Below are 15,314 nucleotides of genomic sequence, written 5' to 3' on the forward strand. Positions count from 1 at the left end.
TAGTTACTTCATACCTCCTTCAGCAATCTTTAAAGCTCGTACCGCAGTAATTAGTGCTTTCTCAAGCGCCGCGACATCTTCTTCAGTGTGACTATCACCGAAACTGATGCGGATGCCTCCTGAAGCTACAGAGACATCTTTCCCCATAGACAATAGAACACGACTAGGTTCTGCCAGCCGGGAGGAGCAAGCTGATCGAGTTGAAACAGCCATCCCTAATTCTTCCAGCTTACGGGCGAACACTTCCCCTTTCATGCCAGGGTATGAGAAATGCACAATATGAGGGGCTCCATCCTCTCTGCTGTTTATAACAAATTCAGGAACACTGTGCAAGAAGCGTAACAGCCGATCTCGAAGTGGGAGCAATCGGGCATAGAAGCTTTCACGCTGCTCACCACCCATCCGTACGGCTTTGGAAGATGCAACAATCGCAGGTACATTCTCAGTTCCAGCACGTAGTCCCTCTTCATGAGAACCACCTGAAAGTAAGGGGAACAGTTGGATTCCTTCTTTAATATAGAGAAGCCCCGCTCCGCGAGGGCCTCGAATTTTGTGAGGAGACAAGCTGTAAAGATCCGCCTTCCATCCTTTAAGGTCAACAGCAAGCTTACCATATCCCTGAACGCCATCCACATGAAATAAGGTTCGTGGATTTACGGATTTAATCAGCCTGCCAATCTCCATCAGCGGCTGTACTGTTCCAATCTCATTATTTACATGCATCACACTTACGAGTACGGTATCACGCCTTACTGCAGCAGCTACTCGCTCTGGATCAATCATTCCATTGCAGTCAGGCGCTACAAAAGTAATCTCCCAGCCATTTCGCTGCAGTTGCAGACAACTTTCATACACAGAGGGATGTTCTATTTCCGTAGTTATCAGATGACGTCCTCTTGACTGATATTGCAAAGCAGCACCTTTAATGGCTAAATTGTTACTCTCTGTAGCCCCAGATGTAAATAGGATCTCCTTTGCTTGTACAGATAACGCAGCCGCGCATACTTCTCGTGAACGCCTGATCAGCTTTGCCGCTTCACTACCGGCCCGGTGTAAGGAGGACGGGTTAGCATAATGCAGCTTCATAATTTGTTCCATCGTCTTCACCACGTCTTCATAGGGTGGTGTGGCGGCGGCATAATCCCAGTAAAGCATATATCGATTGTCTCCTTTACTTCTTTAAAGTACAGAATCATTCTTTTTTAAATTTCGAAAAAGGATCAAACGGTCATCCCAAATACCAGCATGTGGTTTAAGGGGAATACCCGTTTGATCCTTTTTATTATACAGCGTATTCCGCGCGAGCGCGTTCTATTTTAGTGATATAAGACTGCGTCTCTTTTGGGAGCAGTGTAAGTTTTTCCAATAATTCCTGATCATTGCTTACCCCAAGGTTAATCACCCTTCCAGGCCCTGCATTGTAAGCCGCTAATGCCATCTTTTCCTGTCCGTCAAATCGCTTCAATTGATAAGACAGATAGCGTACACCACCATCAATATTTTGAGCTGGATCGAATGAATCAGAAACCCCTAAACCACGCGCTGTTCCATCCATTAATTGCATTAATCCTTTAGCACCAGCCGAAGAGACAATGTTTGGATTAAAGGAAGATTCTGTATCAATCACAGCTTTTATCAAATCGACTGGCACCCCGTACTTAGCACTCGCCGTTTGAATCAGATCATCATAGCTTGTTGGTTTAGTATCCGTTATTTCCCCGGAAATTACACTATCGATGCTTTCAGCTGTTCCGCCTATCTGTTGCCATAACAAGCTACTAACTGATGAAGCATCCGGGAGTGACGTCAAGAAACTTGTATCCCCGTTATTAGAGGAGTTAGAAGATAAAGCTTGAAGCATTGCTGCAAATTGAGAGGCTGACGCGCCCGATCTTTCAGTTTCATTCGCTGAGCTACTCTTGTCGGTTGCACTCTTTAAGCTTACCCATTTAAGCTGCCCTAACCCATTGGTTACAGCGGGATTAATCTCCATACCGGCGCACTCCTTTGATCCTGTTGAATCATATCTATTGGTCTAACCTTAGATTTCGATGAATTACGGCTTAATATTACATTTTATCCGAGATTATTGCTATATGCTGGAATGAAAAACAGACTTCAGACCCTGATATTTAGGTCTAAAGCCTGTTATAATTCAAACTTACCAGTTCATGTTTAGCGAGCAAAGGGTATCATTACAAAGTAACTAAGTGTTGATACTATCCCTAATCCCATCGCCCATGCCCCAAGCGTTTTTTGCTCCTTGGCATATGCAAAATATCCAATCACAACTGAAAGGGGCCCAAGAATGATGGACCAGAGAAACAAGGAGGCAATACCCATAGCAAGCCCAGTATAACCCATCGCTTTGCTTCCACTATATTCCTCTTTGTTCTCCTTAGTTTCACTTGCCACACGTGGTGTTGTATCCCGGACCGGCATCAAAACCGGGGTTACCTCTGCGGCATACTCCTCTTGATGTTCTCTGTCCCGGCGTGGATAGTCTACTCTGCGCGGACGCAAAATGACTTTTCTTGGACCGGATTGTCCATTTGATGAGCTTGAATCATGTTCCTTTTCTTTGTCCATTTGAACGGCCTCCTAGGAGTTCGGCTTAAAAGTTAAACAGCATGTTGCAGACGATGTTGCGACATGATCGTGGTGACCTTCATTCGTCATTTCTTCAGCATATTCTTCTTTAAATCCGCTACCTACGTGCTTGTCGATCTCAATAATAATTTCTTCTGCCCGGCATAAATTATGCTCGCCCCAATAATGACAATTGCTTACACTACATTTGACTAATGGCTTTACATTCGACATATTTATCACCTCGGCTTCATTATGTCCGCATGATTTACCCCCTATTCGACAGGCTGGTTTCCAGTTGATGTAATGATGCCCACGCAAAAAAGGATCAGCCCTCGTCACTTGACGAAGTGCTGATCCTTTACACGAATAAGTTAACTGTTAAACCTGATTTTGCATACGTTTCTCAGTCAAATAGTCGTTCTCATAATAAGTAAGATCATCGCGTAGCTCTTCATAGGTCTTGGTAATTTCCAGAATGATATCACGGGCCGGACGTACTGGCTTTTTACGGAAACGAATGGCATCCTGTCCAGTATAAGCATAACGGCCATCTTCAGAATAGCTTTCGTTCTTTGGATAGAAGAAGTTATTCACGCCATAGTGATATACATTATAAAGCGCTTTCTGCGCAAAAGATTCATCGAATGTAGCACGACGCAGCGCAACTCCCAGCTTCTCATAAGACATTTCCGAGAACACTAACAGATGACGAACATCGGACAGAAACCCTTGATAAAATTGTACAGTTTCTTCATCATCTTCTGTTACAAGCTGAGGCAATGCATGCTCGTTCAGAAAAATCTCCATCTTATCAATTACATCTTTAAGTTTATCTCTCGTCGATTCACATAATTTCTGCACATTGGCTGCTGACATGGCGGTTGCTCCCCCTTATTATTCCCTGCTCTTGTAGTCAATAAAGTTAATCTTATGAAGAAATAGTCTTTAGACATATCTCTTTATTCTTGCAATATCAGGATGTGAACACAGAGAAGTCTAACCTTCTTAAAATTAAAAGAACATCTATCAACATCTCTCCTGCAATATCAGGATGCGAACTCAAGATGCTTATTCTCTCTGATATTATCATAAAAAACGTTAGGAAGGTATCCTTTTCTAAGATGCATAAAACATGCGCTCTCTTCTAAACCTATAGGCATTACAATGCGTAGAGGAGCGGAAATCATGTCACGTAAAAATCTAACGGTTGCAGGTTTGGTAACAGCTGCGTTCACAGTTGCATTACTTACCTTTGCGCTACGTCCTACCACTAATGGGACGACCAGAGAAGTCGCTAATGTCGCTGTACCAAATCCTGCTCCAACTCCAGCCCTACATTCAGCACCAAATCCTTCACAAGAAAAAACATTGAAGAAAAGCTCTTTATCTCAAGATGTTGATGCGACGGATCACCTGAATAGAGTGGATGTCAGCAGACATTTGACTAAACTCCTCTCTGAAACGGATGGAATCGCTTCGCTTCATGATAAATCAGTGTATGCGAAACGTTTGCAGCAGAACCACGGATTTATCACTATGCTTATGTGGATTGATTTTCGCAAGCATAAAACGGAAACCTTTAAGTCCTCCTCATTTCCTCGAGGAACCGAACAGGAGAATCAACAGCTGCAAAAATATCTTAAGACGGCGAAATCAGCAATTCGTGGTCATCAGTCCTATGAATCTCCAACATTTTCAATTGGTAAAGAGAAATATTACTTTATCGCTCAGCGGAACGAAGATAAAAATGTAGGCATCATCGCACTTATTAACCAGAAGGTGCTTGGGCGTGTGGCAGACCATCAGCTGAAGAACCTGCGTCTCATTCCTTATCCGAAGGAAGGGAAGTACCGTGTAGAATCTGTCCATACCGACAATTTAAAGGATATCACCGTTAAGACCGGTCATGATAATGAAAACGCCAGCCATTTTTATGAGAATGAAATTGTCGTCCGTTTCCGTAACAACTCACCCACTCCGGGGCAGCTTCAAACGATCACTGCTGACATCAACGGCAAAAAGCCACGTAAGCTTGGATACGCCTATATTTTCCGTTCGGAGAAGATGACTTATTATGAGCTCAAAGACTATTTCACTAATAAATGGCACCCTGAATATACGGAGCCTCACTATATGTATTTAACCAATGATACGATATCTAAAAACGCAGAGGGAACTGTTACTCCAAATGACATGTTATTCTCCACTTATCAATGGAATCTGCCGGCGATCGAAACGGAACTCGGATGGAATTTATCCAAGGGAAGTAAAGAAGTGATTGTTGCCGTAGTGGATACCGGAGTCCAAATCAATCATCCGGATCTAAAGGGTAAGCTTTTGACAGGGTATAACGCGATCACCAATGGTTCCACCCCAGAAGATGATGTAGGACATGGCACACATGTATCTGGAATTATAGGTGCCCTGGTCAATAACGGAGAGGGAGTAGCTGGAATCAGCTGGTACAACAAGGTCCTTCCGGTAAAAGCACTCGATAATTCAGGAGCAGGTACCACTTATTCTGTTGCAGAAGGAATCATTTGGGCAGCGGACAACGGCGCGAAAGTCATAAACTTAAGTTTAGGTAACTATGCCGATTCCCAGTTTCTTCATGACGCGATCAAATATGCCTACGACCGTGATATCGTCCTCGTTTCTGCTGCAGGCAACGATAATACAGAACGACCAGGATTTCCTGCTGCGTATCCCGAAGTGATTGCAGTAGCTGCAACAAATGCTTCAGGGGAAAAAGCTTCCTTCTCCAACTACGGCGATTATATTGATGTCACAGCACCTGGAGAAAGCATAGCAAGCACTTACCCTGATAGCCAGTATGCCGCTTTATCCGGTACATCGATGGCCAGTCCTCATGTCGCTGCGCTGGCGGGTCTGGTGCGTTCACTAAATCCGAATCTGACGAATACGGAAGTTATGGATCTTATGACCAAAAATGCTGTTGATTTGGGCACTCCCGGGCATGACAAATATTTTGGCTGGGGTCAGGTCGATATTTATAAGACACTGCAAGCCGCTAGCGGCAATCAGGTTCCACTTCAGCTATGGCCACAGCATGTACAAAAACAAATGAAGCAATTGAAACAAAGATTCAGTAACTCTAAGTAACACCCCTTAACTACCCATCTGCAAAAATCGGCCAAGCAAACGGAGAAATAACCGTAAGCCTTCCTCCATATCCGTTTCATTCATTTGTGAATAACACAAACGGATATGCCGGGAAGGAGTCTCCGCGGAGTAACAAACATCACCAGGTAAAAAAGAAATGCTCTCCTGTTCGGCCAGCTCATGTAGCTTTCCGATATCAGGTGAGGCCGGCAACTCCAGCCAGAGATTAAGACCACCCTCTGGGAGAATATATTTTACTCCAGGCGGCGCGTAAAGCTTCAAAAGCTTCGCCGCCTTTTCCATGCGACCACGGAGTGTAACTCGTAACTGAGCAGCATAGGTTTCATACTTCCCCGCTATGAATGGCAGTACCGCCCTTTGTGTAAGCAGCGGACTCCCTAAATCACTTGCAGACTTGGCGGCGATAAGCCGTGACAGAATATTCCCACCAGCGGCTACACAGGCAATTCTGCAGCCGGGTGCAATAACTTTACTGAAACTCTTCATATAAACTACATGCCCTTCGGAATCCATCGATTTGATCGTAGGCGGCGGAGGCGCATGGAAATATAAATCACTAAATGGATCATCCTCAACAATAAGGCAACGGTAACTGCGGGCTAATTCCAGCAGACGTTGTCTTTTTGCTATGCTCATGGTTACTCCGCTAGGATTCTGAAAAGTAGGGATTGTATAAATTAGCTTAGGCGGTCTTTGATCACACATTCTTGTAAGAATATCCACCCGCATCCCTTCACTGTCCGTAGGTACAAAAATCATCTCTGCACCTCGTCCTGCAAAAACATCTATAGCCCCTGTATAACTAGGAGCCTCAAGATATACTGTGTCCCCAGGTCCGACAAAGGTACGAGCCACCAGATCAATGCCTTGCTGAGTTCCGCTTGTGATCATTACATCGGAGGAAGCAAGTGCAATTCCACGTGTTTTTAAATGATCTCTCATAATTCCTCGCAGCTCCAGATCGCCTTGGAAGTTCCCGTAGGTTGCCATAAGCTCCGGCTGCTGAGTAACTAATGATGCGAAGGAGTCACCAATATTTTTTAGAGGAAGTAACTCACTATGAATTGCAGCGATATGAAAGGGATACTTAACTTCAGAGTAATCAAAATTGCGCCAAAGCTGAGCTCGCGGCAAATAATCATCATATACATCCTGCCAGCGGCCATCTTCCTGACGTCTGGTGTGTTCAGGGTCGGCTACAAAGCAGCCTTTTCCTTGTCTGCAATAAATAAGTCCCCGCTTCTCAAGCACATCGTATGCCTTGCTTACAGTAACCTGGCTTACTCTCAAAGCTGTAGCCAAACTTCTTACGGAGGGCAGCCGGACACCTTGCTGAAGCAATCCTGATGAAATCCGCTGACTTAGGGTTTCACTGATTTGATGAGGCAGAGACTTACTGCTGGTGCGAATCAAATCGATATGCATGAACCCTTCACCTCCACTGTTATATTCAACGCTTTACTGTTATACAGTACTCCTATTATGATAGCACCAAATTGAAAGGTGGAGAACTCATTTATGGATATCAAATACTCGGCCGCAGCCAATCATCTAGGATCATCAGCCGTTCGTGAGATTCTAAAAGTTACACAGGGCAATGACATCATTTCACTTGCGGGCGGGCTGCCTGGGGAGGATTTGTTTCCCTTGGAGGCAGTAAGGGACGCTTATAACCGTGTACTCTCCAGCGATACCTCAGCGCTTCAATACGGACTAACCGAGGGCTTTACTCCACTACGTGACAAAATCGCTGAAAGACTTACTCGGCAAGGAATCCCTGTTACAGCATCTGAGATGATCTTGACTACAGGTTCCCAGCAAGCCATAGATTTATTATGTAAAATACTACTTGATCCCGGTGATACTGTACTTGTTGAAGCCCCCACTTATCTAGCTGCTTTACAGGTACTCGGCTCTTACCGAGCTGATATTCATACGATAAATAATGACGAGCAAGGCATTCTGCCAGATCACCTGGAAGATCAAATACAAAAATTACGGCCCAAACTCCTATATGCAGTTCCGACCTTCAACAATCCTTCAGGAGAAACTTGGAGTAAGGAACGCCGTGAGAAAGTGGTGGAAATTTGCCGCCGCTACAATGTTCTTATCTTGGAGGATAATCCCTACGGTGAAATAACCTTTGAGGAGAATAAAGATCTTTATCCACCCTCATTAGCGTCTATCGACAGAAGCTTTGGTGACGATTATTGTGTCGCTTACACTGGAACTTTTTCCAAAATCGTAGCCCCTGCCCTGCGTACCGGCTGGATTATCGGCGATTCCAATCTAATCAAGACCCTCGCCAAAGCAAAACAAGCAGCTGATCTGCATTCTAGCACCGTTGACCAGCGCGCTTTAGATGAACTGCTGCTGCATTTCGATATTGAGCAACATATCCGTGTCATCTCACGAGAATATTATTCTCGAATGAAGCTCTTATCTGCGGAACTACGGTCGCAGAACTGGGAAGGAGCTCATTTTCTGGAGCCGCGAGGCGGTATGTTCCTATGGCTAACACTTTCCCAAGAGATCAACACGAAAGAATTACTTCCTCTAGCAGTAGAGAACGGTGTTGCTTTTGTTCCAGGTGAAGTGTTCTATTCATCAGAGCCCCATAAGAATAAGATGCGTTTGAATTTCACACATACGCCACCTGAGCTTGTACCCGTTGCTGTTCAGCGCCTGGAGAAGGCGTTGGTACAATGGCGGGAGAGTCAGACCGGCATTCGATCATAAGCATGACAAAACCCGGCTTCTTCATCCTGTATGGGATGAGGAAGCCGGGTTATTTTTATTTCTCAGCCATGCTTAGAGTAATTTACTTCTTAGATACTTCTATGCTATCTTTATTGAGCCTAAAATATCCATTTTCAACGAAAGACATGATTCGACTGACACTTACTCCTGTTTGAAGGGATATATTTAATACCATCGTGTCGGGTGAAGTCTCTACGATACGCCTGATTCTCTGATACATCTCATCACAACTATTGCACATCCTCTTATTGTTTCGTTCATATAAATGTCCGCAGAACCCGCAAATCTGATAATTACCCATGCTATATATTTCCCACTTTCTACATATCTTCTTGCCACGAGCATAAACACCTTCGGCGTCCTTATAAGGATGGTAAGCGTTGCGAGAAATATAAGGATAATGTATAAAGTGAAACTTATACTTTCTTATATTTTAAAAAAGCGACGTGATCCGGTTTCCCGAGATACGCCGCCGCTTGTATAGTTGTTGTTATCATAACGTTGCAGTTAGGAAAGTTTGCCGTAAGCCGGGTTCTGTGCTCGTCGTGGTTCGATCGGGAACTACCCTCCCACCATAAGCGACAATCATCTATCTAGGCCGTACATTACTGCACAGCTCCAGCGACCAACCTAGACGCGCCTCAGGCTAAGGCTGCCTATTCCAATAAAGGAATCTGCTGCGTCTCATTAGGTCTTGCTCCAGATGGGGTTTACCAGGAACGAAGTCACCAGCGTTCCTCGGGGTCTCTTACACCTCGGTTCCATCCTTGCCTGTGCCGCCCTAAGGCGGCCATCGGCGGTCCATTTCTGTGGCACTATCCTTCGGCTCGCGCCGACTGGACGTTATCCAGCATCCTGCCTTATGGAGCCCGGACTTTCCTCCCGTGACGTCTTCACGTCACCGGCGATTGTCTGTCAAACTTCCCGAACAACATTATTTATTATACAGACATCACATGTCTGGCACAAGCATTAATATATGGTAATTTTACAGGAACTTAAATGGCTCCGTATTCACCTGCGAAGCATGTACGGCTGTATCGTACTTATGCCCCGCCAGTTTCCCAGTCATCCACTCTGCTACTTTCTCTTTCATGATCTTCTCCGCATTATGTCCTGGATCAATCAGAGTAATCCCAGCGAGCACGGCATCCTGTGCAGTATGGTAATCAAGATCTCCCGTAACCAGCACATCCGCACCGCGGAAAATAGCACTGTTATAATACTTTCCACCCGAACCGCCGAGAACAGCGGCTTTACGAATCGGACGATCCAAATCACCCACAACACGTACGTGGTCTACATTCAGACCCTTTTTTACCCTCTCAACGAATTGCCCAAGTGTTGTAGGCTCTTTGAGCTTTCCAACTCGCCCAAGCCCTAAACTGCGGCCTTTAAGATCCATCGTGTACAAATCATAGGCAACCTCTTCATAAGGATGAGCCTTGAGCATAGCCTGTACCACTTTATTGCGGATACTGTGTGGCACGATTGTCTCAATACGGATCTCCTCAGCACGCTCCATCTTCCCTTTTTCCCCGATATAAGGATCTGTGCCTTCTCCCGGAATAAAAGTCCCGTATCCCTCGATATTGAAGCTGCAATGACTATAGTTGCCGATTGCCCCTGCTCCTGCATTCAAGATGGCATCCAGTACCTTCTGATGATGGTCCTTTGGTACAAATACCACCAACTTAGACAATTGCTCTGAATGAATGTCTTTGATGGGTACTCCGTTCTCTATGCCCAGAGCTTCCGCCATCCAATCGTTCATTCCACCTTCGGTAACATCCAGATTAGTATGACTGATGTAAACCGCGATGTCATTTTTAATCAATTTTTCATACATTCGACCCATTGGAGTGTCTGTTTGAATCCCTTGCAGCGGACGAAAAATAATCGCATGGTGGGCAATGATTAGATTACAGCCGAGACTAATTGCCTCTTCCACGACTTCATCATTAACATCCAGTGCAACCAGAACCTTGGTTATTTCTTTCTGTAAGGAACCTAGTTGCAGCCCGACTTTATCCCAATCTTCAGCTAAATGCTTCGGAGCCAGCTGCTCCATATATTGAATTACTGTTTGTCCTTTGGCAAGCATTGCAGCACCTCCGTAATCTCCTTGATCTGATCTCGAATTAATTTTCGTTTATTCTCCGCAGATTCGAGTTCTGAACGTGACAATGATGTCAGAATGCCTTCCAATTTCTGAATCTCTCCCTGCCACTTGGCAAAAAACACTTCATTCGGTGCTTGAATCAGAAAAGGTCCCATCTGTAGCAAGGTATCCTGACCACGAACCACAGCGGAATCGCCTAACGTAACCTCTCGATATACATTAGCATTTGTAATTCCGGCACCTGGATCCTCTGGTACAGCTGTTAATACTTCATATAACTTGCCGTCTTCTTCCAGAATACTTTCAGCGGTAAGAACCCATTCATTATTTAACAGCCAGCGGCGCAAAATATCCTCGCCCACATTCGGTTGAAGTACCAGTGTTGTAACATCCTTTAGCTTGCCTTGACTCTGACCACGGTCTAAAATCGAGGCAATTAAAGCCCCTCCCATGCCAGCGACCGTGATACAATTAACTTCACCAGGTTCCAGTACCTCAAGGCCATCTCCTCGCCGCACTGAGATTACTTTCCCTAGTCCGGCCTCTGCAACGCCTTTACAAGCAGCATCAAAAGGACCCGGGTTTACCTCACCTGCTACTGCGAATACAGCCTTACCGCTTTCTACAGCAGCTACAGGAAGCAGTGCATGATCAGAGCCGATGTCTGCCAACCTGCTTCCTTGCGGAATTTGTTCCAGCAATTGCTGAAGTCGATCTGATAATTTCACATTGTTCATGTTGCCACCCACGTTATCCATTTTTTTCGAAACAAGAACAGCAGGGCCAAGCCTACCGCAATTTTTAAAATTAGCATAAGCGAAATCCACTGTGGATAATCCTGCCTCAATAAAAGAGCATCGAGTTCTGGCATCATCCATAGTGATACGCCCACTGCAAAAAAAACACTAGCAACGCCTCTAACTTTGTGATGTAATAGCCAGCTCAGCCACACCATCATTACACAGAGTGGAAGCCATAAGAGCTCAAGCTCTAGCATCGAAGCCTCAGGGCGTCTTCCACCGAAGAATCCCCCATATAATAAGGCCCAAAAAGCATAACCGCAGTACTGCAGCAAGCCGATACGGAGTAGAAATCCCAGAATACACCATAACAAGCCACAAGCTCCAATCAGAATCGGTCTCCAGAGCTGAGGATCAAGATCATGCAAAGCAATCAACCATAACCCAAAACCAAGCGATAACACACTGCCAAGCCCCGCTAGGATAAGACTAATAACATGATTTCGGCTCCTGTAAACCGCTGAGTATCCATAACAAATAATTAATACGGATAGTGCTGTTGCAAGTTGCAAAGGCCAGGGAAAAACGCTAAAATAAAGACTAATCAAGAAAATCAAGGAAATAATTCCAAAACCAAACAGCCAAATTTTGATGTTTCCCTGCTGTAGATTCTTCAGTGAAATCGGATTTTTATCCTTCGCCGCAGTTTCATCATCATACAGGTTGGTTAAGAAGTCGCAATATTGCTCTGGTAGCAATCTGTTATTTCTCCAGTACTGAATCTCTTTTATAATAATTTCGCGTTTCTCCAAATTCACTGGCTCATCCTTCTTTCCCGATACGCAAAAGTCAGCACTTTTAGGGTCGTAATTCAAATAAAAGAACCTCCTGCTACTGAGCAGCAGAAGGTCCAGTTCATGAAATACTATTCAAGGAAATCCTTAAGCCGTTTACTGCGGCTAGGGTGACGAAGTTTGCGCAATGCTTTAGCTTCAATCTGGCGAATCCGTTCGCGGGTAACACCGAACACTTTGCCCACTTCTTCAAGTGTTCTCGTCCGGCCATCATCTAGGCCAAAACGCAGACGAAGTACATTCTCTTCACGCTCCGTGAGCGTGTCCAGTACATCCTCCAGCTGTTCCTTCAGCAGTTCATAAGCTGCTGCATCCGCAGGAGCCAAGGCTTCCTGATCCTCAATGAAATCTCCCAGATGAGAATCGTCTTCTTCACCGATCGGTGTTTCGAGCGATACTGGCTCTTGGGCAATCTTCATGATTTCTCTAACTTTCTCAACCGTCAGCTCCATCTCAGCCGCAATTTCCTCTGGCGAAGGTTCACGTCCCAGTTCTTGCAGTAATTGACGTGAGACACGAATCAGCTTGTTAATCGTCTCGACCATGTGTACAGGAATACGAATCGTACGTGCCTGATCCGCAATCGCGCGGGTAATAGCCTGACGAATCCACCAAGTTGCATACGTACTAAATTTGAACCCTTTGTTATGGTCAAATTTCTCTACCGCTTTGATCAGACCCATGTTACCTTCCTGAATCAAATCAAGGAACAGCATACCGCGTCCAACATAACGTTTAGCAATACTTACAACGAGACGAAGATTCGCTTCCGCAAGACGACGTTTAGCTTCCTCGTCACCATTCTTAATCCGCATAGCAAGCTCTACTTCATCGTCAGCCGACAACAGCGGAACGCGTCCAATTTCTTTCAGATACATACGGACAGGGTCATTAATCTTGATCCCTGGCGGCAGTGACAAATCATCATCAAAGCTGAACTCATCGCCCTCTTTGTCCTCATTGTCCTCATTTGGCCGGAGGCTGTTAACCTCCTCATCATTCTCGTTTACAACCTCAATTCCCAAATCACTGAGTTGTTCATAGAACTCCTCCATTTGCTCGGGGTCTTGATCAAACGGCGATAATTTCTCCATAATATCTTTGTATAGCAATGATGATCTTTTCTTGCCTTGCTCAATAAGCTGATCCTTAACCTGATCCAAAGTAAATTCTGCTTCCAATTCAGTATGCTGATCGTTCGCCATAATTCGACTCCCTCCTCCCTAGGTACATCCTGTCAACATTTCATTGTCTCTCTAGGGCTATAATCTCACTTGCTATTTGTGCCGCACGCAAAAAGTCACCTGACTTTTCCGCCTGAATCATTTCTTCACGCTTCTGGTCCATCTTGCGCTGCAGTGGATATTTCCGCACTTCACGGATACAATCATCCAGCACCTGCATATTCCAGTCTGGAGGTGTATCCATCATGGAAATTGATGTTGCAGTTTTCTCTAGACGATCATCCTGAAGCGATGATAGAAACCGACTAATGCCGGGTGGTTTGCCTTGCGCGTAATAGGCATATAGATAAGCGGCAATTGCCGCATGATCATCGATGTTGAAATCTTCTCCGAGGCGTTCGCCCACATACGTGGCGGCTTCCGGGTCCTGAATCATAAAGGACAGTAGACGCCGTTCCGCGACATGATAAGCGGGCAGCAAAGTTGGTGTCTGCACTTGCCCTTTTTTATGCCTACCATTATTCCACCTTTTGTCGTTATTATCCCCTTCAGGGATGTTTTTTTGCATCGATGCCCTAAGTAAATTACAATCCTGCTTCAAACTATCATATGAAAGTTCCAGCTCAGAAGCGATTTCCCTTAGGTAAACCTCTCTCTCGGTCGAGGAAGGTAACGAAGCAATGACCTCCAAAGCTTCTTTGACGTAGGCAATTTTGCCATCTTCCTCTAGGAGTATATGGTTTTTTTTCAGATATATAAGCTTAAATTTTATGGATGAAACCGCTGAATCAATTACCTGATCCATAAACCTTTCTCCACCATGCTTGGAGATGAATTCATCTGGATCGAGCCCGCTTGGCAGTAAGGCGATCTTTACACGCAAGCCACTGCCTTCAAGCATTGGAATGGACTTCATAGCAGCTGCTTGTCCTGCCCGGTCACCGTCATAAGACAGTACAATTTCATCGGCCAGGCTCTTCATAAGTGCTACATGACTTTCAGTTAAAGATGTTCCCATTGTTGCTACACCGTTATGCACACCTGCTTCCCAGGCCGAAATGACATCTCCGTATCCTTCAAAGAGGACGATTTGCCGCGTTTTGCGGATGGATGCTTTGGACTGGTGCAAATTGTATAAAATCCGGCTTTTGTTAAACAATCTACTCTCTGGAGAATTTAGATACTTGGGTTGTCCTTCACCAAGAATTCTTCCGGCAAAAGCAATCACCTTGCCTGTACGGTTCGCAATCGGGAAAATAATCCGACCACGGAAACGGTCTATATAGCCTTTCCCCTCACCTCTGGCAGACAAGAGTCCACCTTTCTCCATCTCAGCAAGGTCAAAATTCCGTTTCTCCAAAAATTGTAGCAAAGTATCCCAGCGGTCCGGAGCATATCCGATCTGAAACTGGTCAATCATTTTATCGCTGAAGTTCCGGGCTCTTAAATACTCCATTGCGGCTTTGCCGTGTTCCGTATTCTTCAGCAAGTAATGATAAAACTTTGCAGACCATTCATAAGCTTGAATCAACCGATCGCGTTCCGGATCAGGAGGAGACATTAGGCCTCCCTTACCTTCAGGAACGGGAATATCACTTTCTTCAGCCATTATTTTGACGGCTTCGGGGAAGGTTAATCCTTCGATTTCCATCCTAAATTTGATGGCATTTCCACCCATGCCGCAGCCAAAGCAATGAAACACTCCCCGGTCGGGGGTAACTGTAAAGGAAGGGGTTTTCTCCGAATGGAACGGGCAGAGGCCCCATAAATATTTCCCCTGCTTGGACAAATGGACAACCTTACCGACTGTATCGACAATATCATGACGTGCAAGCACGCTTTCGATAACTTCTTCCGGAATATTCCCGTGTCCGCTAGCCACTTCAACCACCTTCAATTCTTAACAAATAAATATAAT

The 15,314-nt window shown here is 45.1% G+C and carries 13 protein-coding genes and 1 other RNA gene; 2 read left to right on the plus strand and 12 right to left on the minus strand.

Going from position 1 to position 15,314, the window contains the following annotated elements; genetic code table 11:
* Positions 1-3: 3 nt before the first annotated feature.
* The 5 genes from L1028_RS09535 to L1028_RS09555 form a co-directional block, all read right to left on the minus strand.
* The gene (locus L1028_RS09535; protein ID WP_234533249.1) at positions 4-1,155 is read right to left on the minus strand and encodes a cysteine desulfurase family protein; all 1,152 of its coding nucleotides are present in this window, start codon (positions 1,153-1,155) and stop codon (positions 4-6) included.
* 127 nt (positions 1,156-1,282) lie between these two features.
* Positions 1,283-1,993, minus strand: a complete 711-nt coding sequence (locus tag L1028_RS09540) for a lytic transglycosylase domain-containing protein (protein WP_234533251.1) — start codon at positions 1,991-1,993, stop codon at positions 1,283-1,285.
* 182 nt (positions 1,994-2,175) lie between these two features.
* The gene (locus L1028_RS09545; protein ID WP_234533252.1) at positions 2,176-2,589 is read right to left on the minus strand and encodes a DUF5353 domain-containing protein; all 414 of its coding nucleotides are present in this window, start codon (positions 2,587-2,589) and stop codon (positions 2,176-2,178) included.
* 12 nt (positions 2,590-2,601) lie between these two features.
* Positions 2,602-2,823 carry a DUF1540 domain-containing protein gene (locus tag L1028_RS09550; protein ID WP_234533254.1) on the minus strand — a complete coding sequence of 74 codons (222 nt, stop codon included), beginning with the start codon at positions 2,821-2,823 and terminating at the stop codon, positions 2,602-2,604.
* Positions 2,824-2,970: 147 nt separating this feature from the next.
* Entirely contained in the window at positions 2,971-3,468 is a 498-nt protein-coding gene (locus L1028_RS09555) for a YpuI family protein (protein WP_042190914.1), read from the minus strand.
* A gap of 309 nt (positions 3,469-3,777) precedes the next feature.
* Between L1028_RS09555 and L1028_RS09560 the strand changes: the two genes are divergently transcribed.
* Positions 3,778-5,715 (plus strand): S8 family peptidase, encoded by a 1,938-nt coding sequence (locus tag L1028_RS09560; RefSeq protein ID WP_234533256.1) that lies wholly within the window; start codon positions 3,778-3,780, stop codon positions 5,713-5,715.
* 6 nt (positions 5,716-5,721) lie between these two features.
* Here the strand turns inward: L1028_RS09560 and pdxR are convergent, their stop codons facing one another.
* Positions 5,722-7,161: a MocR-like pyridoxine biosynthesis transcription factor PdxR gene (pdxR, locus tag L1028_RS09565; protein WP_234533258.1), complete on the minus strand. Its 1,440-nt coding sequence runs from the start codon at positions 7,159-7,161 to the stop codon at positions 5,722-5,724.
* Between the two features lie 93 nt (positions 7,162-7,254).
* On the opposite strand from pdxR, the gene L1028_RS09570 reads away from it, so the two are divergent.
* Entirely contained in the window at positions 7,255-8,475 is a 1,221-nt protein-coding gene (locus tag L1028_RS09570; RefSeq protein WP_234533260.1) for an aminotransferase-like domain-containing protein, read from the plus strand.
* Positions 8,476-9,004: 529 nt separating this feature from the next.
* Here L1028_RS09570 and rnpB read toward each other — a convergent pair.
* From rnpB to dnaG, 6 genes are all read right to left on the minus strand, one after another.
* An RNA gene (gene rnpB / locus L1028_RS09575) (RNase P RNA component class A) lies at positions 9,005-9,420 on the minus strand.
* A gap of 64 nt (positions 9,421-9,484) precedes the next feature.
* Positions 9,485-10,600, minus strand: coding sequence for a Nif3-like dinuclear metal center hexameric protein (locus tag L1028_RS09580; protein WP_234533262.1), 1,116 nt, complete (start codon positions 10,598-10,600; stop codon positions 9,485-9,487).
* The gene (locus L1028_RS09585; RefSeq protein WP_234533486.1) at positions 10,576-11,346 is read right to left on the minus strand and encodes a tRNA (adenine(22)-N(1))-methyltransferase; all 771 of its coding nucleotides are present in this window, start codon (positions 11,344-11,346) and stop codon (positions 10,576-10,578) included. Before L1028_RS09585 ends, L1028_RS09580 begins: the two co-directional genes overlap by 25 nt.
* 5 nt (positions 11,347-11,351) lie before the next feature.
* The gene (locus L1028_RS09590) at positions 11,352-12,233 is read right to left on the minus strand and encodes a hypothetical protein (protein ID WP_234533265.1); all 882 of its coding nucleotides are present in this window, start codon (positions 12,231-12,233) and stop codon (positions 11,352-11,354) included.
* Between the two features lie 50 nt (positions 12,234-12,283).
* Positions 12,284-13,417, minus strand: coding sequence for an RNA polymerase sigma factor RpoD (gene rpoD / locus L1028_RS09595; protein WP_042130309.1), 1,134 nt, complete (start codon positions 13,415-13,417; stop codon positions 12,284-12,286).
* A 40-nt stretch (positions 13,418-13,457) separates the two neighbouring features.
* Positions 13,458-15,278: a DNA primase gene (gene dnaG / locus L1028_RS09600; protein WP_234533488.1), complete on the minus strand. Its 1,821-nt coding sequence runs from the start codon at positions 15,276-15,278 to the stop codon at positions 13,458-13,460.
* Between the last annotated feature and the right edge of the window lie 36 nt (positions 15,279-15,314).

This window comes from Paenibacillus pseudetheri, from assembly GCF_924513355.1.
Lineage (GTDB): Bacteria > Bacillota > Bacilli > Paenibacillales > Paenibacillaceae > Paenibacillus_AQ > Paenibacillus_AQ pseudetheri.